A 23,536-nucleotide genomic window follows, 5' to 3' on the forward strand; every position below is an offset into this window, starting at 1 on the left:
ATTAGTACCGATGATATGAGAGTGCAATCTGACAGCGTTTTTCTAAACTCACTTGGTCTTTAGTACATGAGTTATCAATCAAGAGATAAATGCCACCAGCGACTGTAATGAGTAATGCAAGAATAAAGCTGATAATGATGATTAAAGTTTTCCATGACATAGTGCTGACTCCGCCTCTCGACGACTGACAAGCCCTCGCCAAACCTTTCTTCCTGCATAAACCCAACGTTTCATTTCTTCACAGGCACCCGCTCTATCACCAGCGTTTAGCTTCTTGAGTAATGTTGAGCGAGAGAATGCGGTGGCACCCACATTAAAAGCAAAGGAATATAAAGCGGCTTTAGTGTAGTCATCGAGTGGTACTTTGATTAATGCATCGACTTGCTGTTGTGTCTTAATAAAATCGTTTTGTAATAACGCATCACATTCTTGTTGTGTGTATGTCTTACCTTGAATAATGTCTTTGCCTGTATGTCCATAACAAACCGTCAAAACACCTGCCACATCACGATAAGGTTCATAACGCACACCTTCAAAATGGGCTATTACTACTAACGCGATGGCTGTTGCTCCCGCTGTTGTTAGCGCCGCTATTTTCTGTTTGAGAGACATTAAATATCCTTTGGCGCTTTCACCATTAATTCAGCAAGCCTTTTTAACGTTTCGGTCGGGTTTTGTGGGTCAACATGACGAACAAGCTCTTCAAATAATTGAGTGCGTTTCCGTTGTTCTCTACGAGTCATAAAATAAGTAGCTAAACCTAGAACCATGCTAAACGCCATCCCGATAACAAATCCCCATTCATATAATGATAGACTGGCAAAAAATGCCGTTAGGCCTGCGGTTCCGTAAGTAACATTGGTTAATTTTTCCATACGCATAGTCACCCCCAGAGGAGTGTCCGTTGATGATTAGTGTGAGAGAGTTAAATATGTGAAGGTGAAACTTGAACTAACGTTATGATTTAGATTAAAACGAAAGTTTACAGTTCTATTAAGGATAATATTTTTACAAAAAAAACTTATTTGACTTAGTGCAAATTTCTATATTAGTAAAACGAGTAAACTATGAGAGATGGCTAAAGTTTAGTTGATATATAGCTAATCTATTTTAGTTATCGATTGCTTCTAATTATTATATAGTATCGCTATTAAAGCCTTCGTCCGAGGGCTTCTTTTTTATAAATCTCATGAAACGATCGTTACTCTCCCTAAATCACAGCATTCATTATCTAAGGTAAGGTTGTCTCTTCTAAAATTTAAGTAATACCTTTAGAAAAACTGTTTTTAAAATTCTTTTTACTCACATTATGAGTAACATTATCTTAATGTGAATTTTTCTTGGAATATGTATAAAATATTTTTTTGATATATATCCATAGCATAATACAAATAACAAACACATTAAAAATCAAAAAGTTAGATAATGATAATACTCCACCATGAATAAGCATTGGTATTAAATTAAGTAGTACAATGGTAAATATCAACCAAGCTATTCTCATTGATTTAAACATTACTTTTGACTCATATTTATCCGCATCCGCTATAAGCTCATCTGGTTCTTTAATTTTCATATCGCCTCTTATTGTTATTCAAGCCTCATCAATATAAAAATAATACTTATTAGTCTTTTTACTTTAAAGATGTTTTTATTATAAGATCACGATCATTAAAAGACTCATATATTAGATAGCTTATAAAGTTAATTTAAACCAATAAGTTACATTCAAGAAAGACTAGCATATTTTGAATGAATTAATGTTAATAAACCTTCAGGCAACTGCTCTTCAAGTGAGGCATTAGAAACAATCACAAGACCGTACATGGATATCCATGTATTCGTTTGTTGTATGTGTCCCTGAATAAATTGCTTCGCTTTCTCTAACAAATAAACACAACTCTCTTGTGTGTTTTTACGCCAATAGGATTCAATCGCCACCAGCAATGGAGCACCAGCATCACTAATTTTTTGCAAGCCGATTCGATATTGCTTTTTACCTGCGGGAGATGTCGTACAAATTAGTTGTGTGAGTTGTTGAGTTTCGCCATCAGCCGTATGGATATTCGCCGTTAAAATGACGGAGGTATTCTTTTCACTGTCTGTTTCTGATGCATAGTGAAGACTAAACTGTAATTCGCTTATCTCTTTTGACATAAATATTTACCGATTTATTTAGATGAAACAAATTGATATTTTTATATTACAATTAATTATTTTTGCAATATAGTTATTGAATTTTCATTTTATTTTGTTTATTAATAATAATGTCATTAATGCTGTAGATTTATATATTCTAATTTGTTCATTTAGTTAATATGATCTCTTTTTTATATGTTACATAAATCAGCATGATTTTCCGTTTAATTCGTTTAATCCATCTATCCCAGATGGATTTTTTTTATCCTTACATAATGAAAATATCCTCATGAAATATGAAAGGATTAAATTAAACAAAGTCTAATAAAAATACATTCTAGAAATTATAAGCTTATTTGTTAAATCACACTCAAACTAAAAATGATAAATTAATAATTCCAAATGATAATTTTCATTCTTTTTGTTGTTTTTTACTTACTTCGTGTTATTTTCAATAATGTACATTACAACTCACATTAATTCTTCCTTTTCCCACCTACTTGCCGTAGGTGGTTTTTTTTATTTATCAACGTTTTATTTTTTATTATTCAAGCCATCTTTATTAATGATTTTTTACATTTAAAATTAGGAAATTAAAAATATAAATTTGTGATCAAAATCAATAAAATCATTAACAAAAAATATTGACCATTATAAAAAAATAATTTATTAATAATATCGAAATTAATTATTTATACAAAATGTGTAATCATTGATTTCAAAAATATTTATTTAAAACAAGTATTTAAATTCCTTCCTACTGCATATTTTATTTGTTTTTTTAAATCCATCTCACTCAGATGGATTTTTTTTATTATTCTTGTTTTTATGATTTTTTGATATTTTTTTATTACAACCCTTCTTTATTACCATATAGTTATTGCATTTTTATTTTGTTTATTTTATTAATAATGCTGTTAATGCATTAGATCTCATTTAAATATTTATTTCATTTAATTGTCCTCTTTTTTGTAGATATGTTCTCTTCATTATATGATTGGTACTAGTTGTACTTTTAATCCATCTTCTCCTGATGGATTTTTTTTATCCTTAAAAATTCTTACCCATAAAAAAGATACGATTATCTTTATAATACTTTGATATTTTTTTATTTCATATTAATAAAAAAAACAAAAACCATAGAAATTTAAATTATTTTATAATATAAAGAAAATTCATAATCTTTTTCTTATTATAACTATATAACCCACTTCCCCCAACTCATCTTGGGGGCTTTTTTTATTGGATGATTTACTTAATAAATCGGTTTTGTCTATTTTTACATTTTTACTGAGGTCAAATTGTAACGTAAATTGCCCTTGGGATATGCATCAGTGGATCCATTTATCATTGTCTTCTTCTGGTTTTTCTTCTTTTTCCTTTCAATCAACAAACGACTTCCTTTTAATGACAGAGGTTCATTTCACCATCTATTTCTAAGACATACTGTAAACTAAAACTATAATCCGCCATAACATTTACCGATTTATTTTAGTTAATAAGGTGCCGACTCACAGCTCTTGTGTGAACGGTATAAGTGGGTGTTGATTCTGTGGTCGGCGTAAACGAAAAGGCTACAAAGTAACCTTATTTAATTTAGGGTTGAATATATTAATGAGAATAATTATCATTACATATGTATCAAATTGACAGGTTTGATACGAATTAGTACGACATGACTTACATTGCTTCTTGCGTTTATTTTATATGCCGATATGACTCCTAGCGTATCGGCATTTTTTTATTGTGATGAGTAATATTTTTGTATTCACAATTTAGATGTATCTATTCAAGTTTGACCTAAAATATCTATTGTTCAGGATTAAATCTAATTTGGCGCCCCATTATGTACCAGAAAAGAAAATTGATAATTACTCTGTGTATTAAGAACAGGTTGAAGATCAACTACGCAGGAATATGATTCAAAGAATCATAATTTAACCATCAAATACAGTTCGTTATAAACATGAACACTATACATGTTTGGCCAATGTCAATTGCCTCTTTTTGCCAATCCCCTCTGCCTTTGAAGATTCATTTGCCTAAAGTGCGATCATTAACATGCTACTAAACTAGCAGAATCTAAAGTGTGGGCTATAGTATTAATTTATTTTTCGGTACTTCTAGGATTAAGCATTTTTAAACTTAAAGAGGTTAAGATGGGGCGTTCAGCTGACTACACTATCCAAGGATTCTTATATCAATTTAATCTAACACTCGCTGAATTACTCAAGGCTACAGATGAGGCCGAAATAACTATAGAAGGGATCGTTGAAGATATAGAAGTTGCTACATTTAACGGAACCAAAGCCATTCAGTGTAAATACCACGAAACACAGACTAAATATACGCCTAGCATTCTGTATAACCCTCTTCTTCAAATGATGAAACATTTTAATTCAAATCCCAATGCAAATATAAATTATCATCTTTTCGCTCATTTTCCGAATATCTCTTCAATCCGTATTTCTTCTATAGAGTTGAGTGATGCCCTTAATTCTAAAAGTAAAGATTTACAAAATTTGATAACAGAGGCTACTGGTGTTGATCTTAATAAATTCCTTAAGGTATTTACTATAACAGTAACACCAAAGTATGACGATCTGATGGAAAAAAATGTAGAACTGCTTGTAGCACTAGGCTTTAATAAAAGTGAAGTGGAAACACTATTCTATCCAAATGCCATTCAAATCATTGGTGATCTTAGTATCAAGCATGATGAAAATCTTAGAAAAATCACCAAGAAGTTTTTTATGGAAAAATTACGCCGAATTAGAACTACAGCAGTTTCTCAATGGACTCTTGCATTAAAAACACGTCAGAAAGTTTTGGAGGCTCGACGTAAACAATTAAAAGAAAACCTGAATGTAAACGTTCGTTTGCGGTTTATAGTTATTTTCCCAGCCCTCCTGGAGCAGTTTGATGATCAGATTGTTCTTTTTATAAAATCTTTTGTCGATAAGTACCATTTTAAACAAGTGCATACACATACTCCCGTATTTATATTAGATGTTTCTCAACCTATATTTGATGATATTGCAGAGCGGTTGATAGGAAAAGATGTAATCCCAAACCTTGGAAGACCTGTAAATACTTTTTCAAAAAGATCCTTTTTCCGTGATCCTATTGTTACTAAAGATAAAAAAGAGTTTGTTTTGCGCTTCATTCGTTGGGATGACTACAAAAACCTTCATCTTGAAACGAAGGCTGACGATTTTTTTGTAATTGGAAATGGCGATATTACGAGTTTAGATCTTCAGGATATAAATCTTGAAATATTAGGTGCCGAAAAACTTGATGAAATAAAATATATAATGGGGATGACTAATGCTTATTAAAATTGGATCTGTACTTTCATGTGCGCCAGAGGCTGTCGTGGTTGCTGTCGATAACCTTGAATTATTTGAGAAATATAAAGAAAATCTTCAGGTTGGTCGTTTTCTAAAAATTGCTCAAGGAAACCATGATTTTACGATTGCTACCATCCGAAATATAAAAGGTACAAATACTACCACGCCTGACGAAAAACCAGTCTGGAACTTTCAGATTGAATGTCAAGCTATAGGCACTTTAATGGATGACAAAATTTTTGACCGTAGCAGTCTTCTTTTACCAGTTCCAACTGAACATGCTTTCATTGCGGAAAATGATACCTTAGATAAGATATTTTCAGCGGATGGTGATTATGATTTCTTTCTTGGTAAACTTTCTATGAATAAGACTATTGATCTTATGATTAATGGTAATAGATTCTTTAGTAAGCATATTGCAATTGTGGGTTCCACTGGTTCAGGCAAATCATGCACTGTTGCTAGTGTGTTGCAGGGTATCGTTGGAATATCTCAAAGTAAAAACAGCAACAAGAACAAGCAAAATAACTCGCATATAGTGATATTTGATATTCATGATGAATATACCGCAGCATTTACTTTACAGGCTGAAGAATCTTTCACTCTGAGTCGATTAGATATTGACTCACTCCAGCTCCCATACTGGCTGATGAACTCTGAAGAACTTGAAAGTATGTTTATCGAAAGTAACGAAGCAAACTCTCACAATCAAGTTAGTCAGTTCAAATATGCAGTCGTGCTGAACAAGGAAAAACATAACCCAAATGTTCCAGAAGTGACTTACGATACCCCTGTGTATTTCTCAATTAAAGAAGTTTACAACTTCATTGAAAATATGAATAGAGAAGTCATTAGTCGGCTACCTGGCGAAGATAAACCTAAACTAGCTAATGGATGTTTGGTATCTGATCGAAGTATTTATTTTGAGAAAGTCCACGATTTTGTTGCTACCTCGAGTGCAGCTGCATCCAAGGCTACTAATGGACCTTTCAACGGAGAGTTCAATAGGTTTGTTTCACGGTTAGAAGCTAAATTGGTTGATAAACGTCTTCGATTCCTTTTAAATCCCCAGAAGGCTGATGGAAAGGAATATTTGACTGAGGACTTCGAGACGCTAATGAAACAATTTATTGGCTATCTCCACAAATCGAATGTCACAGTCGTTGACTTAAGCGGAGTCCCATTTGAAGTTCTTAGCGTAACTGTAAGCTTAATTTCTCGCCTAATTTTTGATTTTTGCTTTCATTATTCTAAATTACAGCATGCACTTGATAAGCTCAATGATATCCCTGTTATGCTGGTGTGTGAAGAAGCACACAACTATGTTCCTCGAGATAATAATGCCTCATATCGAGCATCTCGGAAATCCATTGAACGCATAGCAAAGGAGGGGCGAAAATATGGCTTAAGTTTGATGGTAGTGAGTCAACGCCCCTCTGAAGTATCAGAAACAATATTCGCACAATGTAACAACTTCATTTCTCTACGTCTTACTAATGATGCTGATCAATCATACGTACGGCGACTATTTCCAGATAATGCTAATGCGATTACGGAAATATTACCTAATCTAGCTCCTGGAGAATGTGTAGTAGTTGGTGATGCTGTGTTGTTGCCAGCAATTATCAAGATGCCACTGCCATCTCCAGAACCACATTCCCAGAGTGTAAAAGTGCATAGTGAGTGGAATGCAGAATGGCGTGATATTGTCTTCTCGGAAGTTATTGAACGCTGGAGGAAATAAGATTAGTTATCACCTTTAGCTAGAGCTAGGGCGTGATAGTTAAAATTCTAATAAAATGGCCGCAATGAGGCGGCCATAACTACTATTATATCTAGATATTATCAGGCAGTTCACGAATAGCTCTACGTATATTCGCTTCAGCATCATCTAATTCATTTAAAGCCCGTGATATATCTGAACGACTTTCATCTACTTTAGAGCGAACACATTGTAATGTGGATATAGCATCATCGATAGCACTTAATGCTCGCTTTAATCTTCTTTTAGTATCCAATCTTTGATCCCCTCTTAATAGTTATAGGCTCGTCTGAAAAACAAAGTATTATCTACGTTAAATGACTATACCATAAGCTCATCAGAGTTGCCTTTTTAGCTCAAACCAAATTGAAATTTCTAATCATATTCTATCTACCCTAATCTGAACTAACACAACTTAGAACCCCTTACAAAACAATTAAGGCTACACACCATGCGTAGCCTTAATCTTATTCACATTATCTAACTCAATTATTTTTTATCTTTATTTTCTATCGCTATTGTTTGTCGTTTTTCTTCTTCAGGCAATTCATATTCAATAGCAATGGTCAGAAGTCCACTTGATAAATCGGCTTTTTCTATTTTAACATTTTTACCGAGGTCAAATTGCAATGTAAATTGTCCTTGAGATATGCCTCGGTGGATCCATTTATCATTGTCTTCTTCTGATTTTTCTTCTTTTTTCCCTTCAATCAATAAACGACTACCTTTCAATGAAACAGATAGGTCATCTTCTTGATATCCAGGCACACTCACTGTCAGTTCATAATGGTTATCATCAATCTGTTTCAGGTTATAAGTCTGTACAGGTGATGCAATGGGCTTACTGCCTGTTAACTGACTAAACAGGCGATCTATCTGATCAAAACGATTTGAAAGTAAGTTGTCAGATAATGTTGGGAATAATGAAAAAGGTTTAATGTTAGGCATATAACTCCTCCTTCAGTATTTAGTGAATTATGGGCGGTATCTTATTTGCCCAAAATATAAATATGAACGAGCGAAAGTTTTTCAAGCCCTAAAATCTAAATTTTTTATTTTTAAATAATATGAGATTGTAGATAGCAAAAAACCCCGCCGAAGCGAGGTTTTGTATATTCAACTATTTAATGCTTAACTCATTTGAGCTGTCATCACACTTTTGCAAAAGATACATTTTGCGCCGTGTGGATTGTTCACTGTGATATCAAATTGTGATGTTCTATATTGTGAACCACTACAACAAGGGCATTTAAAATAGAGGCGAATAGTAATAGCGCCTTTAGAGAGCCACCACGTTGCCTGCTGCTGGGCCTTTCATACCATTTTCCATGGTGAATGAAACTTGTTGGCCTTCAGCTAATGTTTTGAAGCTATCACTTTGGATTGCAGAGAAATGTACGAAGACATCTTTGCTGCCATCAGCTGGAGTAATAAAACCAAAACCTTTACCTTCATCGAACCATTTTACTGTACCAGTCATTGTATTAGACATAGAATTTCCTTTAATTTATTTAATTTGCCATAAGGCATATGCGGTTTGTTTTGTATTTTTACTTATGGGAATTAATTAGAAGGAATTCACAATGAAGAGGTATCGAGGATAACGCTAAACGGGAACAACTTTAAACTTACTAACATAAATAGGTCTGTACTTCCAAACCAGTGACGCTATTAAGCCATAGAAAAATTCAGATAGCAAACTTTATTTTTTAACTATAAATCAGCTTAAGTAGACCTATAAAAAATACAACCCCGCTATACTCACGAGGTTTTTAATTGATAAGAGGTGTAACATCAAAACCATCATTAACACAATATATTGTGTTTTGTAATTACGCAAGACTGTAAATGTGGTGTTTTCTAATTATTTTATCCATATCTAATTTTACGTTATCAACCGATAAACACCCTTCAATAAATCCCTCCGCTGTCTGCAATCGCTTAGCCACTTCATTATGAGAAATACCGAGTTTTGAAGCCATTGAACGCAAAGGATAATTCTTCACATAGTACATAATAACCAACTGAAACAAGTAACTATTATTTACCTTTAAATGTAATACCGCTTTATTGATTTTTAAGCCATCATCATCTGAGCATTGCTCTCGGCTTCGTCTTGAGCTTGGAATTAATCCTTTAAAACCGGCGGCAATTGATGAGTAATCGATACTATTTCCCTCATTAGCTGACCACGCACCCCAACGCGATAAAACTTCCTGCATATCTCTCATACTAATACTCCCCGTGCCGTATACACGTTAAACCAATGCCCCCATTCCTAATGAACGGTTTAAAAAAGAAAATAACAATTCGATTTGGTTACCATAATTGGCTTCCCACAATTTGGGATCACGATGTAACTCGTCATGATGAATGCGACATAATGGAATAGTGAATAAGTCATGGGCTTTCGTTCCCATGCCTCCCATACCATGGCCGATGATATGATGTGGATCATCAGCTTGTTGTCCGCAAACACAACAAGGCTGTGTTTTTACCCATTGAAGCCACTGGGAATTTTCCCAACGGCGCATTTTAGGTTTAAGAAGAAATGAGGCTGGAGGTTCAGGATCAACAGTCACATTAATAACGGGTTTTATGGCATCTAAACGCGCATTCATTGCTGATAGTGCTGTCACTTCATTTGGAACAATATCAGCTTCAGGAAAACCGCCATGTACCCTGCGCTCTTTAGTTTTATCAGGCCAATTTAAGATACGGCGCAATATAGCATCAGATAATTTATCAACCAGTTTATGCATCACAGCAAAAGCAAAAAAATCAGGTATCGTCAGCGAATGGCTATCATCTAATCTCAAACGACTGCGAATAGTGTCTATCATCCAAGCAATACGATTTTTATATGCTAATTCGGCAACCCACCCCGCCGATAAATTACGAATATGATTATCATGATACCAACAAGTCCGTATCACACCGTCTTTATGCCATGTGGTTGTTAATTCATGATGATGATAACTGTCATGCTCATCGTTAATCTGGCAGCAATGGATATTTCTGCCTATCCACATATTCATCGATGCCAGCCCACCCATAGCTTGGAGCACCTTTTCATTATTCAAAAAGCCAATAATGTCCTTGTTATTCAATAATGGTTGTTCGTTCCCTGTTAATGCACCAGAAGGCCATTTATCTAAACTCTTTGGTACATCACTAATAATCACACGAGAATGTTGTTTAAGTTGCTCAAGCAACTCCGCTTCAGGCTTCAATAAAACAACCCCAAGATCGGGCTGAATATAAGGTGTTAATAATAATTTCATGCACTCACCTGTTTATTCAGCATCACCATACGGATCAATTCATCCGTTTTACTTTCAAAGAAATGGGGTTGAGTTTCGCGAGGATTATTAGGGCTGGTCATGTTCTTCCCAAACTGGCAGCCCCGCGCAGTCACAGACCAGAACTCTTTCATTTTGTTAGCAGTTTTCGTACTTGGGCGTGATAAGCGCTCAACAATGCCGAGATCGGCCAACCGCTTATAAGCTTGTTGCGCTGAAATAGGTAATTGATGTTTTCTAATCAGTGTTGATAAAGCTACTGTTGGACGACTTGAACCATCCATTGAACCAATTGGTGCATCAATCGCATACACAGGGGCTAATTCGGGTAAGCCTGCCATGGCTTGTAATTTTTGATACGCCCCTAATTTCGAAGAGTTTGAGAAATTTAGGCTCTTAGCCATCGATTCAAGCAATATAACCCCAGCTTGAACTTTATCGGCTAACTTTTCGTCGTGTTGCTGTGTTATCAATGCATCAAAAGTACGGATCACTTTTAAATGAAATGATGGGCTTATCCACATTGCATAGGCATACACTAATTCTTTGCAAACATATGTTCCTTGGTTAAGCCCACCAACAATGGTCACAATGGGAACCGCTCCTGTGATCTCAGGAGCGGTTGAAATTTCATCAACCAACTCTTTAGTTTGAGTCAAAGCACTCCAATTCGATGGTTGATGCCGTTTTTCACCACCAGAGACTCGATGAAGGTCATTTAAACAATAACGCCCTGCGGTATCTCGACGAATTTGAACACCATCAATAACAATTAGTCCATTCATGTTATTTTTCTCCACTCTCGTTTATAGCAAAACTTCCTGAGCAACTTGTTCCGCGACTTGTTGCCAAATACCTCGCCACGCAGCTAAACCTGCAACCTCATTCATTCGGCCTAGACCATTTTTCTTTGCCTGAATAGCCGCTAATTCTTGGATTTTATTTTTAGGTTTCCAACCCGTACCCCAGATGAGCCGGAATGTTTCATCACGCTCTACGGAGTCGATGGTGATTTTTTTCTTACCCGCCAAACGTAAGGTTAAATCATCCCATTGAGCCCTGAGTGTACGAGGACACTGAACATTCTTTTTCCAAAAATCATCTTGCGTAATTCGTTTATAGAACTGGCAAATTTCTTTGTGAGTATGCCCATCAATCGTTGTCATTAAGCGAATATCATTAGCCCAATCAGTGAAATTTGGCTCTTTAGGCGTTTTTAATCCCATCTCTTGAAACACTTCACATTTACGACTGAATAGCCATTTAGCACACTTCAAATCGTCAGCGGAGCCCCATTTTTGAAAGTTGGCGCTATAAATAACCGCCTCTGGATAACGTGTTAAAAAATCCATTTTCGACTGGTCGCTGAATGCGTCAGAATTCTGCGACAAAGAATGATTTATTGATGGATCATATTTTGAAGTTACTGATGGATCGCCCTCAGGAGCTGGCGGGTCAAAATCCCTATTTTTGCTCGATTTTGAGGGAACAGAATTTGATGCAACAAATTTTGATGGGTCAGATCCTGATGCGTCAGGTTTTGACACGTCAGATTTTGTTGGTTGAGAAAGCGCTTTCTTTGCTGATTGGTATAGTTTCTCTACATTCAGCTGATAGATATTGCTTGCGTTGCGATTGCCTTTTCTACGCTTTTCGCTGGTTAACCACCCTTCTTTTTCCAACTGTTTTATTGCTGTGCGCACCGTGCTTTCACCCGCACCAATTTGGCGAGCAATCGTCACAACAGAAGGCCAACAAATACCTTCATCATTAGAAAAATCAGCTAATCTTGCCATGATAGCGACTGATGTGAGTTTTAAACCTGCATGGGCGCAACCATCCCAAACATAACTAGATAATTTAACACTCATAAGAGGCCTCACTTAACTCGGGTATATCTCTCTTTAAATCTTTGAACTGGCTCGCATTGTTCGTATTCACAACCATCAATCATAAAAATAACGCGCTGTTTTTCTCGATCATAACGAATGACATGAACAAGGAGCCCTCGAGGGTTTCTGTAATAGCGATCAAGACGATTGGGATCTTCATTTCGCATTGCATTTTCCTCCACTCAAGAAATAGAAATCAGCCCATGACTTTTTCAGTGTCCTCTTATCTACCAAATCGATATTTTTTCGGTAGTTGTGTGATCGATTGTCACTCGGTATGCTTTCTACATAGCGAAATGTTCCCTCTTTAGTTAAGGGTAAACAGCGAAATTGCTTTTTAGGTATTAGATGCGCTAATCTACTCATGCTTATTTCTCTTCACATCATTGAAATTGGCAACCGAAGCCAGAGGCCGTATACCTTTGGCTTCACCCTTTCTTAGTCACTTCCTGTTTTTCACCGTATAACACTTTCAGTGAATCCAAGAATCCAATTGCATATGCAAAAACTTTCCCTGCTTTTCGATAAATACGCCCTATTTCTTCATCCGTTAAAACACCATCAACAAGGCTTTCTTGAATTAAAACGGCGAGTGATCCTTGCATAGCAGCCAATGTCATTCGCATATCAAATAGCTCTACTTGGTCTATCTTTTCTGCTTCTATTTTTGGTAATGCACTCATGCCATGACGTTCTAGGTGATATTCCACCAGCAACTTAGTGCCCGAAATGTCTTCCATGGCTTCCTGTTCATCAATATCAAAGAAACGACAGCCATTTTTTTCGTATAACTTGTTATTAAACGTCTCGAGTGACATACCTAAAGCCCCAGCCATAGCAGAACGTCCACCCGGCAGTGCTTTGCACATTTCTTTAATAACTTCTTTAATTGAATGTTTGCTCATATCTACCTGCTCTATCTTTTATTGGTAGTTAATTGCCTTATGCTGTTTTGGTATTTTTTCTATAAAGTTCAGGGTTATATTTAAGTTTTCCCTTGGTGATTTTTTCTATTTCATACGCCCTTACTTTAGGAATGATATATCCCCAACCACACACCGAAGGATGTTTAATACCGAGGGCTTTTGCTGTTTTACACGTACCACCAAAAAACGTGATTACATCTTTTTTCTTCATTTGTAATCCTTTGGTAAGTGAATAATTCACACGCATATAATGTAGGATATCTTACATTTAAATGTCAAGATTCTTACATTTGGAATGTGGTAGGCTTTCCTACATGAAAGAAATGAGCGAACGAATTAAACAAAGACGCCTTGAGCTGAAAATGACACAACAGGCTCTAGCTAAAAAAGCTGGAGTCAATCGTGTGACTGTTACTGGTTGGGAAAAAGGTGACTATCAACCCAATGGCGCTAATCTTCAAGCATTAGCGAGTGCTCTTGAAACAAGCCCTATTTGGCTTGTTGATGGAAAAGAAGATCCTATTTCTAATGTTTCGTTTTTAAAATTTAATAGATCTAGTGGTGAATACCCTTTAATTAGCTGGGTAAGCGCTGGGAATTGGTCTGAGGCCGTAGAGCCATATCATAGAAAATCAATCGATACATGGTATGAGACAACTGTGCATTGTTCCGAAGAATCATTTTGGCTAGAAGTAAAAGGAGATTCTATGACCTCTCCTTCTGGACTAAGTATTCCTGAAGGGATGATTATATTAGTAGATCCCGCAGTAGAGGTTGTTAGTGGCAAGCTAGTTGTCGCTAAATTAGAATCTGAAAATGAAGTTACATTTAAGCAGTACATTGTAGATGCAGGCAACCATTACTTAAAACCATTAAACCCTCAATACCGCTTAATACCAATCAATGGAAATTGTAAAATTGTGGGTGTTGTTGTGGATGCCAAAATAGCTCATTTACCATAATTTCCTATCTCATTGATAAAAGGATCCTCTTCGGAGGATTTTTTATTACCATCATATAGCAATGTAAGATTTCCTACAAAAACACTTGACACAGCAATGTTGGTTATCCTACATTTTAAGTGTGCGGTGTAGGATGAGTTACATTATGATTAATATCTAATTCAATTATGTGTGTGAAAACACCTTAATAAAAATTTTCATGTGAAGAGAAATAGTTTCTGTCTGTTGGGAAACAGTAGAAACCGCCACAACTTGAGGTAAGCAATAATCAAGTTCAATAATTGAAACATAAAAAATAAGTCTTTATTTACCATTAACCAACATCAGTGAAATTTAATCTCGATTAATTCGAGAGGGATCTTTATTACTTAAATTATGTGGAGAGAATAATGTTTTATATTGCAACAGCAACAAATAAGCACTTCTATTACCTCGATGTACGGATCGAGGTAATAGATATTCAAGACATTGCGACGGGTTTAGCTAATGAATGTCGCTTTAATGGGCAGATTGATAATTTCTATTCTGTTGCTCAACACTCGGTATATGTCAGCTATTTAGTTGCACCTGAATATGCTTTAGAAGCCTTACTTCATGATGCCAGTGAAGCCTATGTAAAAGATCTGCCATCACCGCTTAAAAAGCTATTACCTGAATATAAGGAGATAGAAAAAAGAATTGATGCTGTTATTCGTCAAAAATATAACTTGCCACCCGTTATATCGGACGCCGTTCATTTAGCCGACTTAATGATGTTAGCAACCGAAAAACGAGATTTAGAAATTGATGTGGGTAGTAATTGGCTAATGCTTGAAGGTATTCCTACGAGTGATTTTATTGTTAATCCATTAACCCCACTACAAGCCAAAGTTTTATTTTTACGTAGATTTAATGAATTAAGTAAAAGGAGCTAAATAAACAGTTCTAAAAAGTTTAAATAAATACCACCAGCATAATTAACGTCTATTTAAACTGTATACGGCAGTATGGAGAGAAAATATGTCAAGAATGGTGACTCTTGAAGCGTGGGCAAAGTTGGAATTTGGAGATGCCTCTCCTTGCATGACGGTATTACAAAAATACGCAAAGAATAACCTTATTGCACCACCTGCAATGAAAGTGGGTCGCAAGTGGATGGTCGATAGAGAAGCTCGTTATGTGGGCTATCTGTCTCTCCCTCAAATTCCTACTAAATCAACGGAACGACTTAAGAGGATAATTACAGATGGCTGCCCGACCTCGAACCCATAAAATTATCATCCCTAATCTATATCGAAAGTTAGATAAACGTAACGGCAAAATTTATTGGCAATATAAACATCCCATCACCGGTAAATTTCATAGCTTAGGCACCGACGAGCAAGAAGCGAGAGAAACCGCCATTCAAGCCAATACAATTATTGCTGAACAACATACTCGACAGTTATTAAGTATTAATGAACGGTTATCAAAAATTAAGACAAATAAGTCTGAAATATCTGTCGATATATGGGTGGATAAATATTTAGATATTCAAAAAGAAAGATTAGATATCGGTGAATTAAAAATTAATTCTTATCGACAAAAAATGAAACCTATTAATTTATTCCGTCAATATTGTGGTACGAAAATATTAAAAGAGATAACCGCATTAGATATCGCTGAAATAATAGATTCCATCAAAGTATTAGGACATTCAAGAATGGCTCAAGTCGTTCGCATGGTGCTTATTGATGTATTTAAAGAAGCTCAACATGCAGGCTATGTTCCGCCTGGTTACAATCCTGCGAAAGCAACTAAACAACCACGGAACCGAGTGAAAAGAGAACGCATGACATTGGACGAATGGCGCACTATTTACCAGCAAGCCAAGAATCACCCTCCTTACCTGCAATGCGGCATGTTGTTGGCTTTAACCACAGGTCAGCGGATCGGTGATATCTGTAAAATGAAATTCTCTGATATTTGGGATGACATGTTACACATACAGCAAGAGAAAACAGGCAGTAAGTTAGCCATCCCTCTCTCGCTTAAATGTGAGGCTATCAATCTCTCCTTAAGGGATGTTGTTGCTCAATGTCGTGACGCGGTTGTGAGTAAATATCTCGTGCATTATCGGCATACCACCGCACAAGCGAAACGAGGCGAACAAGTCACACCAAATACATTAACCACAACGTTTAAAAAAGCGCGAGATAAATGTGGGTTAACTTGGGAAAAAGGTACGGCACCAACTTTCCATGAACAGCGATCTTTATCTGAGCGACTTTATCGAGAACAAGGAATTAATACACAAAAATTATTGGGTCATAAAACACAAAATATGACTGATAAATACCACGACGATAGAGGTAAAGAATGGCAAATTATTGCTGTTTAATTGAACAGTTTTGGGGAAGAGTTTTGGGGATATTTTGGGGAAGAATTTTATAGTACAAAAAATAAACGGGAACTAATAAGCTCCCGTTAACTATTTATCAAATCAACAATTACATATGTTTGATAATCGCGTCACCAAACTCGCTACATTTCAGCAGTTTAGCGCCTTCTAACTGACGTTCGAAATCATAAGTTACAGTCTTAGCGGCAATCGCGCCTTCCATTCCTTTAATGATTAAGTCAGCGGCTTCTGTCCAACCCATGTGGCGTAGCATTATATAAATCCACCATCATTAAGCATTTGTTTATTAAGGTATATTTACTCTTCACTGACCTAAAAGACAATGGTTATGCCTTTTTATAACCAATTGATTACCATAACACTTTTATTGGTTTTGATAACCACATATTAGAGCTGTAAACATAATTTAATAAGTATTAGAAACATTAGCTGGAGAGATGGGGATTAGTTCTGAGTTAAGAGATATGGTACAAAATCACAAAAGACCCGGAGTTTCTCAGAAACACTATGACAGATATGATTATTTAAGAGAAAAACGTGAAACACTTGATATATGGTGTGAAAAGCTATTATCTCTAAAAAAGAGTAATATATTATCCATAGACAAAACTTGAGTAATAGAAAAGCATTAATTAGATTTAAAAGTAATTTTATTAATTAGTTAAAATTTAGATAACGATATTCTTAATTTTTATTTCTAGATAATAAGCATATATAATAGACTTTACTAATTATAAAGTATTTTTCATCTTAGATGATGAGTTAATAAAATATTTTATACGCATATGGGTAATCACTTGGTTCAAACAGAAAAATAAGAAACAATAATTCAAAAATGTTAAATAAATCATTAATTTTATTTAATGATAAAAATCAAAATGTTATAGATTTATTAGATATTAAAATTAAAGATTATTTGAGATAAGCCGTTATGATTGTATCATCATGAAATTATAACAGGGTAATCAAAATGTTAAATAATTTAAATATTACTAAGAGTATTATTTTTGCCTTAACTATATTCTGTGCATTACAACTAATCACAGCTGGTTTTTCTTATTCCATTATAAACAAAGATCTCCATAATTTTCAAAATTTTGAAAACTTAAATGAACAACAACAAAAACTAAGTGACGGTGTTAACGCCCTAATAAAAACACGTTTAACTATAGCAAGAGTTGCTATTCGGTATATCAAAAGCCAACAAGACTCAAGTTATATAATAGATATCAATGATATGTTAGGGGTTGCTCGCACCACATTAAATGAAGCTGAATCTCATTATATATCTTGGTTACAATCTTCTGATGTTAATAAAAAACAAACAGAATTGATCGATAACATCAAAAAAACGTGGGAAAATATGTATGAGACCATGAATTTATCTATTGAATATCTAAGCTCAAATGACTACCAATCATATAGTAATTTAGAAGCACAACAAATACAAAATGAAATGGAGGTAGCATTTAATAACTGGAGAGATGAAAATAATCTTTTACAAGAAATTGCTGAAGATGAAAATCATAAAAGCTTCATTCAAATGCAATGGATTCTTGGTGTAATTACTATCGTTATTATTACAGTGCTAATAATTGTTTGGTTTGGCTTACAACACCTCTTATTAAAGCCTTTAAAATCTATTATGTGTCATATTCATAATATAGCGAATGGAGATCTTACTAATAATATAAACATTTCGGGCCGTAATGAGATGGGACAATTAGCTACGAGCTTACACGAAATGCAAGCATCATTAGTAAACACGGTAAATGCAGTACATGCTAATACTAGCGCGGTTCATTTCAGTATAGATGAAATAACTAAAGGAAGCACAGATCTAGCATCTCGTACCGAACAACAGGCTGCCTCATTAGAAGAAACAGCAGCAAGCATGGAAGAGTTAACGACAACAGTAAAACAAAACTCCCAAAATGCAAAAGAAGCCACGATATTGGCTGAAAGCACTACCGATATCGCGACAAAAGGGGGTCACATAATGAATAAAATCATTAATACAATGACGGAAATAACTCATAGCTCACAACAAATCTCACAAATAACAAATGTAATAAATAGCATTGCATTTCAAACCAATATTCTAGCACTTAATGCAGCGGTTGAAGCAGCTAGAGCTGGGGAACAAGGACGTGGTTTTGCTGTTGTGGCAGATGAGGTACGTAATTTAGCTAGTCGCAGTGCCCAGGCATCAAAAGAAATTAAGGCTCTGATAGAAAACTCAGAAAATAAAGTAAACACTGGTTCTAATTTAATTAATGAAGCCGGAGAGACAATAGATGAAATTATAAGCGCTATTACAAATGTATGTCATCTTATAAATGAAATCTCCTCTGCTTCTGATGAGCAAAGCCAAGGTATTGAGCAAATAAGTGTAGCCATCACTCAAATAGACCAAGTTACTCATCAAAATGCAACGCTTGTACAAAAATCAACAACTGAGGCTTTAGAATTGAAAACTCAATCAGAACAGTTACAGCTTGCAGTCGAGAAATTTAAATTAAGATAAAAATAATAATTTTTAACACAACTAATCAACACAAACAGCCATTCTAAGCAAGCGAGGGAGGTTAAATAAATCAACCCACTTGCTTTATCTTTTGCGCTTCTTCCATCTCACGCATTCTCACGTTATAGATGGATTGCTCTGGCATCTGCACACGAACGGAAATGAAACGACCATCAGGGATATCAATTGGGTCGCCATCATTGAAACCATCAATATCATTATTGGCAAACTCTGGTGCATTAGGATGAGTTCGGTGATACGTTTTAACGAGAATCGAACCATCTTTATTAACTTCAGAGTTAACCCAAATGAGTGGCTGTTTATTGACATCGAGTGGAATTTCAATACCCCCATCAACACCGCCCCATCCCGCATCTGAGTTAAAGCCCAGCACGCCTTCAATGAGATATTCACCCTGAGCTACTCGAGTAACCGTAGCGCCTTCTGATTCGTCGTTAGTTGTGAATGTGCCGTCTTGGTGGATGTTAATGATAGGAGAGGATCGTTTAATAAAGCCGTTGCTGTCAATTGTTGTATTAGCACTCGACCAAATATTACTAACTCTAACAATCCCGTTAGCATCATTATTACTAGATCTATAAGAACTCATAACACCAGTGAAGGCATTAACATACATACCTACTCTAATATTTTGGTCATAAGCTATGTGAACACCACATCCATGATTTGTAAATTGATTTAGTTCACCACCACCCGTCTGTCTAAAAAAAGATGAAATAGTGCTTGTTTTTAAAAAATTATTATTCCAATTCTCAGGATAGCCACCAATACCATAATCTCCCACCAACATTAGTGTACCATTACGCTTTGGAACAGCTACAACAGCCTGATTAACATCACTAGAATTTCTATAACCAATTGTGAATATTTCATTATCTCTAGTGTTTGTTTCTATATATCCATACTCGCCGTTGGCTTTATACAATCGAATACCAGCCCAGTCATTTATACTCTTATGAATTATATATTGAGGTTCAGCAACAAGAAGTGTCCCCCCTTTTCTTTCAGGAAAGCGAACCGAATACCCAGCACCATCATAGCTACAGTAAAAACCAAACGGATCACCTGTGTTGGCTCTTAAAAGACCAAAGTATGTCTTGGAATTATTTCCATCAAAGCTATATATGCCTGAATGTGAAATAACTTGTCCTTTGAATATCTGTGATTCTTTGCTTGCTAAATCAGCTTTATTATTAATATCCCCCTGCATCTTCTTAATGCTATCTAGTGTAATGACTTCACCATTTGGCATATCAATTTTTGTCTGCCCAGTCTGAGTCATCCATGTATTCATCGCATCGAGAAAATATTGCGTGTATGCATTTATTGCAACCATCGTTCTTGCTGCATCGCTATTATTATCTGGCTCAGTAATATGAATTGAGAATGTGGTGTTAGTTGCTGTGGCTAATGCGGGGTGTGCTAATACTAATTCAGTGTCGGAATTAACGGATTTAATCATATAAGGAATATTAGTATTTCCCGATTTAATTAAAATCGTCATTCCGATATTAATGACGGGATTATTATTTTTAAATTTAGTGCCAGTTCCGCGAACAATAGCAGACCCTGACACAGTAGAAACTGTGCCTGTTGTGTATATCATGATTTACTTCCTTATTGCTTGCAGGCTAATAGTGTTATTTTGAAATATCTATCTTCGCTGTCATATCTAAATACGCCGGGTGTATTCGCTTTTAACGTTGTTGATGGTGAATTCCAATAATAAAAATCATCGACTCGTCCACCATTTTTAATTTCAAAGAACTTATCATCGTTTAACCACAATCGACACCACTTACTATTATGTGTCGTTGCTATAGTGACTACTTGAATAACACGGTCAAAGGATTGTGCTGGTATCGTAATTGTTTCTCCGTTACCAATAGAATAAAACTTAACTATGTCACCCTCTATATTCTCCACTTTTAAAGTGCCCTTAATTTCACAATCCTTGTCAATAATCACATTATTCATTGTGCCTTTAGTGGCTTTAATTTCTCCTCTAAATTTTGCATTCTCAAATTCAGCATATCCATTTTTATTAATTATCCAGCCTGATTTTCCAGCCACATAATTATTTGATTGAATAACATTCCCTATTTTTGCATTTGTAATCGAACCATCTTCGATAAATAAATCTCGAACAAAAAATTGCCCGTTCTTGGCATACATGAATAATTCCATCTTGCCATTTGCAGGGTTATACCAAGCAAAGTTATTGGCGTTGTAACCAAAGAATGACTCAAGCTTGCCATTCTTAACCTGAGCGCTAATAACCTGTCCTGCTGCGTTATATTTCACGTTGTTATGAACAATCGTGATATTAATTGAGTGTGTGACAACGCCGTCGCCAGATTGATTGAATGTGGCTTGCATCTTCTCCTGAATCAAACCTTCCTGTTCATTAAACTTAGCTTGAACTTGCGTTTTGTTTTCAGCAAAAGCCTTATCTGTGTTAGCAATGGCAGTAGAGTTTGAAATGATATCGGCCTGAGCTTTATCCATTTCCGTGCGAATTTCAGTAAATCGCTGACCAAAAGCCTCATCTCGTTTTGTAATTGACGTTTGAGTCTCTTTAATTGCAGACGTGTTATCACCAACAGCGGAGTAAATTTCTTTAACTTCCTGTGCCCAGGCTTCGTTATCCGTTGCACGAACTTGCCATAGCTCGCGAATACCCGCTTGTGATTGACCGTGTTTCACTAACAAACTGCGTGATAGTTGAGAGTCAGCGTTACTAAGAATAATCGCGGTCTCAGCATTCCAGTCCAAGCGTTCACTAAGTTGCTTACCAGCATCAGTTGTCATGAAATGACCATCTAACTCATCGAGAATGGCGCTAGCATCAAACTCCGATTCTCCACGAATAAATTCAGTCCACTCAGATTGATTGCCTGTTTTATCCACCAGCCTTGCTCTAAAATAAAACGCTACACCAGCTGATAAACCCGCCATTTCATAGGTTTTAGATGGATAAGGAACATCAGATAATAGCATCAGACCTTCACCATCATTGGTTTTGCTGTACTGAATTTCAGTTTTTAACGTATCACTGGTGTTTTCACCAAATCCCCAGTCTAGCTTAATGCCAAATACTAATGGCGACGCTCTAAAGTTAACCGGTTTGGGTGGGTTACCCATTTTTCCGGTTAACGTTTTTTCGTCAGAATATCCCCATCCGCTTGAGATCTCAGAAGCATTAATGGCTCGAACACGAACTAAATATCGACCTGAATAAACATTAGGAACCTCAATAGAGTTAATGGAGCTTCGAGGCATATTGACCCAATTGCCTTCGTTTCTACGCCATTGCGCTTCATAAGAGATTGCGTTTTCAACTTGTGGCCACTGTGCTCGCATCGTTTCGATACTAACGCCTTGGCTTACAATGGAGTAAGAATCAATAGCAATGTTTTTCGGGGCTTGCTGGTTATTAGGAGGAATAACACTAATGGGCCTTTCATCAATCAATGCGCCAGAATCAACATGCTCATATTTACTGGGATCATGCTGAATGGCGGTAATAGTAAATTGATTAGACTCATTTTCTGTAACACTGACAACGCGATATTGTTGCGCATACAGCTCTTCTGATTCGACAACCCAAACACATTCTGTCTCTGGTGTCTCACTGTATTCCGTTGTAACCGTGATCACCTTCCCTGATACTGTTTGTATCGTTCTTGCTTGCGATTGCCCTGAAGGAAGATTGAGAATTAATCGGTCACCACTCACAGCACTTGAAACACGGTCTAACGTGATATTTCTGCCATCGATGGCACTCACTCGACCACCAGTGACTTTTCCTGACAACAGTTCATCAGCAACAGCGATAATGTAACCGGGTTGCGGAATGTTCCCATCTAACCCGACAGAGAATGTCACCATTCTGTCTTTATTGTTTGTCAGTATTCCCCAGCGCCCTTTTCTGTTGGCTTCACTTTGTCGGGTGCAACCAATTGCCGTAACCTCCAATTGATTAAAGCCAAACCGAGAAACTAAATCAGGTTCAAACACCGCCTCCATTGCATCAGCATATCCATTTTGCGGATCTGAATACGAAACCAATGCTGTGGAATACTTTTCTTTACTGCTACTGCTTGAATAAATAAATTTGCCATCAATCACATTAGCTCTGGTATAGCTATAATCTATATCACGAGGCATATCCGCTAATGTCACAATCTGACCGCACCCCCAATAGGTCATTCCTCGAAAGATGGCTGCAAAGTCACGTAACACGTTATACGCTTCATTTCTATCTTGCACATA

General features: G+C 36.0%; 25 protein-coding genes and 1 pseudogene. 7 read left to right on the forward strand and 19 right to left on the reverse strand.

The features are described from left to right. Nucleotide 1 precedes the first annotated feature (1 nt). The 5 genes from ABN212_RS07505 to ABN212_RS07525 all read right to left on the reverse strand — a co-directional run bounded on the left by ABN212_RS07505 (nt 2) and on the right by ABN212_RS07525 (nt 2,157). The gene (locus ABN212_RS07505) at nt 2-160 is read right to left on the reverse strand and encodes a hypothetical protein (protein WP_349443065.1); all 159 of its coding nucleotides are present in this window, start codon (nt 158-160) and stop codon (nt 2-4) included. After that, a complete protein-coding gene (locus ABN212_RS07510) occupies nt 142-612 on the reverse strand; it encodes a lysozyme (protein WP_349443066.1) in 471 nt (156 codons plus the stop codon). Before ABN212_RS07510 ends, ABN212_RS07505 begins: the two co-directional genes overlap by 19 nt. Next, nucleotides 612-881, reverse strand: coding sequence for a bacteriophage protein (locus tag ABN212_RS07515; protein ID WP_046334538.1), 270 nt, complete (start codon nt 879-881; stop codon nt 612-614). Before ABN212_RS07515 ends, ABN212_RS07510 begins: the two co-directional genes overlap by 1 nt. A gap of 443 nt (nt 882-1,324) precedes the next feature. After that, complete coding sequence (locus tag ABN212_RS07520; RefSeq protein ID WP_285714280.1) at nt 1,325-1,576, reverse strand: hypothetical protein; 252 nt, start codon at nt 1,574-1,576, stop codon at nt 1,325-1,327. 152 nt (nt 1,577-1,728) lie between these two features. Continuing rightward, on the reverse strand, nt 1,729-2,157 hold the full coding sequence (locus ABN212_RS07525; protein ID WP_285714279.1) for a hypothetical protein: 429 nt from the start codon (nt 2,155-2,157) through the stop codon (nt 1,729-1,731). Between the two features lie 2,141 nt (nt 2,158-4,298). On the opposite strand from ABN212_RS07525, the gene ABN212_RS07530 reads away from it, so the two are divergent. Together ABN212_RS07530 and ABN212_RS07535 are read left to right on the forward strand one after the other, a co-directional pair. Continuing rightward, a complete protein-coding gene (locus ABN212_RS07530; protein ID WP_310811036.1) occupies nt 4,299-5,477 on the forward strand; it encodes a hypothetical protein in 1,179 nt (392 codons plus the stop codon). Further along, nucleotides 5,467-7,233, forward strand: a complete 1,767-nt coding sequence (locus ABN212_RS07535) for an ATP-binding protein (protein WP_349443067.1) — start codon at nt 5,467-5,469, stop codon at nt 7,231-7,233. Before ABN212_RS07530 ends, ABN212_RS07535 begins: the two co-directional genes overlap by 11 nt. Before the next feature lie 91 nt (nt 7,234-7,324). Here the strand turns inward: ABN212_RS07535 and ABN212_RS07540 are convergent, their stop codons facing one another. The 11 genes from ABN212_RS07540 to ABN212_RS07590 form a co-directional block, all read right to left on the reverse strand. After that, entirely contained in the window at nt 7,325-7,507 is a 183-nt protein-coding gene (locus ABN212_RS07540; protein WP_349443068.1) for a hypothetical protein, read from the reverse strand. 233 nt (nt 7,508-7,740) lie between these two features. After that, complete coding sequence (locus ABN212_RS07545) at nt 7,741-8,199, reverse strand: Hsp20 family protein (protein ID WP_063109079.1); 459 nt, start codon at nt 8,197-8,199, stop codon at nt 7,741-7,743. 183 nt (nt 8,200-8,382) lie between these two features. Next, nucleotides 8,383-8,523, reverse strand: coding sequence for a hypothetical protein (locus tag ABN212_RS07550; protein ID WP_432807464.1), 141 nt, complete (start codon nt 8,521-8,523; stop codon nt 8,383-8,385). Nucleotides 8,524-8,530: 7 nt separating this feature from the next. Beyond that, the gene (cspE, locus tag ABN212_RS07555) at nt 8,531-8,743 is read right to left on the reverse strand and encodes a transcription antiterminator/RNA stability regulator CspE (RefSeq protein WP_004244726.1); all 213 of its coding nucleotides are present in this window, start codon (nt 8,741-8,743) and stop codon (nt 8,531-8,533) included. Nucleotides 8,744-9,083: 340 nt separating this feature from the next. After that, entirely contained in the window at nt 9,084-9,482 is a 399-nt protein-coding gene (locus tag ABN212_RS07560; RefSeq protein ID WP_049219743.1) for an antiterminator Q family protein, read from the reverse strand. Between the two features lie 27 nt (nt 9,483-9,509). Continuing rightward, entirely contained in the window at nt 9,510-10,535 is a 1,026-nt protein-coding gene (locus tag ABN212_RS07565) for a DUF968 domain-containing protein (RefSeq protein ID WP_349443069.1), read from the reverse strand. Continuing rightward, a complete protein-coding gene (locus ABN212_RS07570; protein ID WP_196533151.1) occupies nt 10,532-11,338 on the reverse strand; it encodes a KilA-N domain-containing protein in 807 nt (268 codons plus the stop codon). Before ABN212_RS07570 ends, ABN212_RS07565 begins: the two co-directional genes overlap by 4 nt. 21 nt (nt 11,339-11,359) lie before the next feature. Next, nucleotides 11,360-12,424 (reverse strand): helix-turn-helix domain-containing protein, encoded by a 1,065-nt coding sequence (locus ABN212_RS07575; RefSeq protein ID WP_349443070.1) that lies wholly within the window; start codon nt 12,422-12,424, stop codon nt 11,360-11,362. 8 nt (nt 12,425-12,432) lie between these two features. Next, complete coding sequence (locus tag ABN212_RS07580; protein WP_017628377.1) at nt 12,433-12,612, reverse strand: DUF4222 domain-containing protein; 180 nt, start codon at nt 12,610-12,612, stop codon at nt 12,433-12,435. A gap of 261 nt (nt 12,613-12,873) precedes the next feature. Further along, a complete protein-coding gene (locus ABN212_RS07585; protein WP_337226136.1) occupies nt 12,874-13,350 on the reverse strand; it encodes a YmfL family putative regulatory protein in 477 nt (158 codons plus the stop codon). A 37-nt stretch (nt 13,351-13,387) separates the two neighbouring features. Continuing rightward, nucleotides 13,388-13,582, reverse strand: a complete 195-nt coding sequence (locus ABN212_RS07590; RefSeq protein WP_049217157.1) for a Cro/CI family transcriptional regulator — start codon at nt 13,580-13,582, stop codon at nt 13,388-13,390. A 112-nt stretch (nt 13,583-13,694) separates the two neighbouring features. Between ABN212_RS07590 and ABN212_RS07595 the strand changes: the two genes are divergently transcribed. The 4 genes from ABN212_RS07595 (at nt 13,695) to ABN212_RS07610 (ending at nt 16,692) form a co-directional block, all read left to right on the forward strand. Then, nucleotides 13,695-14,333, forward strand: coding sequence for a LexA family protein (locus tag ABN212_RS07595; protein ID WP_373274641.1), 639 nt, complete (start codon nt 13,695-13,697; stop codon nt 14,331-14,333). Between the two features lie 389 nt (nt 14,334-14,722). Beyond that, nucleotides 14,723-15,247: an HD family hydrolase gene (locus tag ABN212_RS07600; RefSeq protein ID WP_349443071.1), complete on the forward strand. Its 525-nt coding sequence runs from the start codon at nt 14,723-14,725 to the stop codon at nt 15,245-15,247. 85 nt (nt 15,248-15,332) lie between these two features. After that, a complete protein-coding gene (locus ABN212_RS07605) occupies nt 15,333-15,584 on the forward strand; it encodes an excisionase (RefSeq protein ID WP_349443072.1) in 252 nt (83 codons plus the stop codon). Beyond that, the gene (locus ABN212_RS07610; RefSeq protein ID WP_349443073.1) at nt 15,559-16,692 is read left to right on the forward strand and encodes a site-specific integrase; all 1,134 of its coding nucleotides are present in this window, start codon (nt 15,559-15,561) and stop codon (nt 16,690-16,692) included. Before ABN212_RS07605 ends, ABN212_RS07610 begins: the two co-directional genes overlap by 26 nt. Before the next feature lie 109 nt (nt 16,693-16,801). On the opposite strand, the pseudogene ABN212_RS07615 reads toward ABN212_RS07610, so the two are convergent. Beyond that, nucleotides 16,802-16,969, reverse strand: a pseudogene (locus tag ABN212_RS07615) (isocitrate/isopropylmalate family dehydrogenase); the annotation flags it as partial. A gap of 714 nt (nt 16,970-17,683) precedes the next feature. Here ABN212_RS07615 and ABN212_RS07620 point away from each other — a divergent pair. Next, nucleotides 17,684-19,240, forward strand: coding sequence for a methyl-accepting chemotaxis protein (locus tag ABN212_RS07620; protein ID WP_109850069.1), 1,557 nt, complete (start codon nt 17,684-17,686; stop codon nt 19,238-19,240). Between the two features lie 70 nt (nt 19,241-19,310). Here ABN212_RS07620 and ABN212_RS07625 read toward each other — a convergent pair whose 3' ends face one another. Further along, complete coding sequence (locus ABN212_RS07625; RefSeq protein WP_349443074.1) at nt 19,311-20,837, reverse strand: hypothetical protein; 1,527 nt, start codon at nt 20,835-20,837, stop codon at nt 19,311-19,313. 41 nt (nt 20,838-20,878) lie between these two features. Continuing rightward, on the reverse strand, nt 20,879-23,536 hold a 2,658-nt coding region (locus ABN212_RS07630; RefSeq protein ID WP_349443075.1), incomplete at its 5' end, for a phage tail tip fiber protein.

The sequence above is a fragment of the Proteus genomosp. 6 genome, from assembly GCF_040139785.1.
In the GTDB taxonomy this organism is placed as follows: Bacteria; Pseudomonadota; Gammaproteobacteria; order Enterobacterales; family Enterobacteriaceae; genus Proteus.

Bases quoted from the DNA above. Each gene is read 5' to 3' on its own strand.
- ABN212_RS07505 (WP_349443065.1), bottom strand. From the start codon at position 160: ATGTCATGGAAAACTTTAATCATCATTATCAGCTTTATTCTTGCATTA.
- ABN212_RS07510 (WP_349443066.1), bottom strand. From the start codon at position 612: ATGTCTCTCAAACAGAAAATAGCGGCGCTAACAACAGCGGGAGCAACA.
- ABN212_RS07515 (WP_046334538.1), bottom strand. From the start codon at position 881: ATGCGTATGGAAAAATTAACCAATGTTACTTACGGAACCGCAGGCCTA.
- ABN212_RS07520 (WP_285714280.1), bottom strand. From the start codon at position 1,576: ATGAAAATTAAAGAACCAGATGAGCTTATAGCGGATGCGGATAAATAT.
- ABN212_RS07525 (WP_285714279.1), bottom strand. From the start codon at position 2,157: ATGTCAAAAGAGATAAGCGAATTACAGTTTAGTCTTCACTATGCATCA.
- ABN212_RS07530 (WP_310811036.1), top strand. From the start codon at position 4,299: ATGGGGCGTTCAGCTGACTACACTATCCAAGGATTCTTATATCAATTT.
- ABN212_RS07535 (WP_349443067.1), top strand. From the start codon at position 5,467: ATGCTTATTAAAATTGGATCTGTACTTTCATGTGCGCCAGAGGCTGTC.
- ABN212_RS07545 (WP_063109079.1), bottom strand. From the start codon at position 8,199: ATGCCTAACATTAAACCTTTTTCATTATTCCCAACATTATCTGACAAC.
- cspE (WP_004244726.1), bottom strand. From the start codon at position 8,743: ATGTCTAATACAATGACTGGTACAGTAAAATGGTTCGATGAAGGTAAA.
- ABN212_RS07560 (WP_049219743.1), bottom strand. From the start codon at position 9,482: ATGAGAGATATGCAGGAAGTTTTATCGCGTTGGGGTGCGTGGTCAGCT.
- ABN212_RS07565 (WP_349443069.1), bottom strand. From the start codon at position 10,535: ATGAAATTATTATTAACACCTTATATTCAGCCCGATCTTGGGGTTGTT.
- ABN212_RS07570 (WP_196533151.1), bottom strand. From the start codon at position 11,338: ATGAATGGACTAATTGTTATTGATGGTGTTCAAATTCGTCGAGATACC.
- ABN212_RS07575 (WP_349443070.1), bottom strand. From the start codon at position 12,424: ATGAGTGTTAAATTATCTAGTTATGTTTGGGATGGTTGCGCCCATGCA.
- ABN212_RS07580 (WP_017628377.1), bottom strand. From the start codon at position 12,612: ATGCGAAATGAAGATCCCAATCGTCTTGATCGCTATTACAGAAACCCT.
- ABN212_RS07585 (WP_337226136.1), bottom strand. From the start codon at position 13,350: ATGAGCAAACATTCAATTAAAGAAGTTATTAAAGAAATGTGCAAAGCA.
- ABN212_RS07590 (WP_049217157.1), bottom strand. From the start codon at position 13,582: ATGAAGAAAAAAGATGTAATCACGTTTTTTGGTGGTACGTGTAAAACA.
- ABN212_RS07595 (WP_373274641.1), top strand. From the start codon at position 13,695: ATGAGCGAACGAATTAAACAAAGACGCCTTGAGCTGAAAATGACACAA.
- ABN212_RS07600 (WP_349443071.1), top strand. From the start codon at position 14,723: ATGTTTTATATTGCAACAGCAACAAATAAGCACTTCTATTACCTCGAT.
- ABN212_RS07605 (WP_349443072.1), top strand. From the start codon at position 15,333: ATGTCAAGAATGGTGACTCTTGAAGCGTGGGCAAAGTTGGAATTTGGA.
- ABN212_RS07610 (WP_349443073.1), top strand. From the start codon at position 15,559: ATGGCTGCCCGACCTCGAACCCATAAAATTATCATCCCTAATCTATAT.
- ABN212_RS07620 (WP_109850069.1), top strand. From the start codon at position 17,684: ATGTTAAATAATTTAAATATTACTAAGAGTATTATTTTTGCCTTAACT.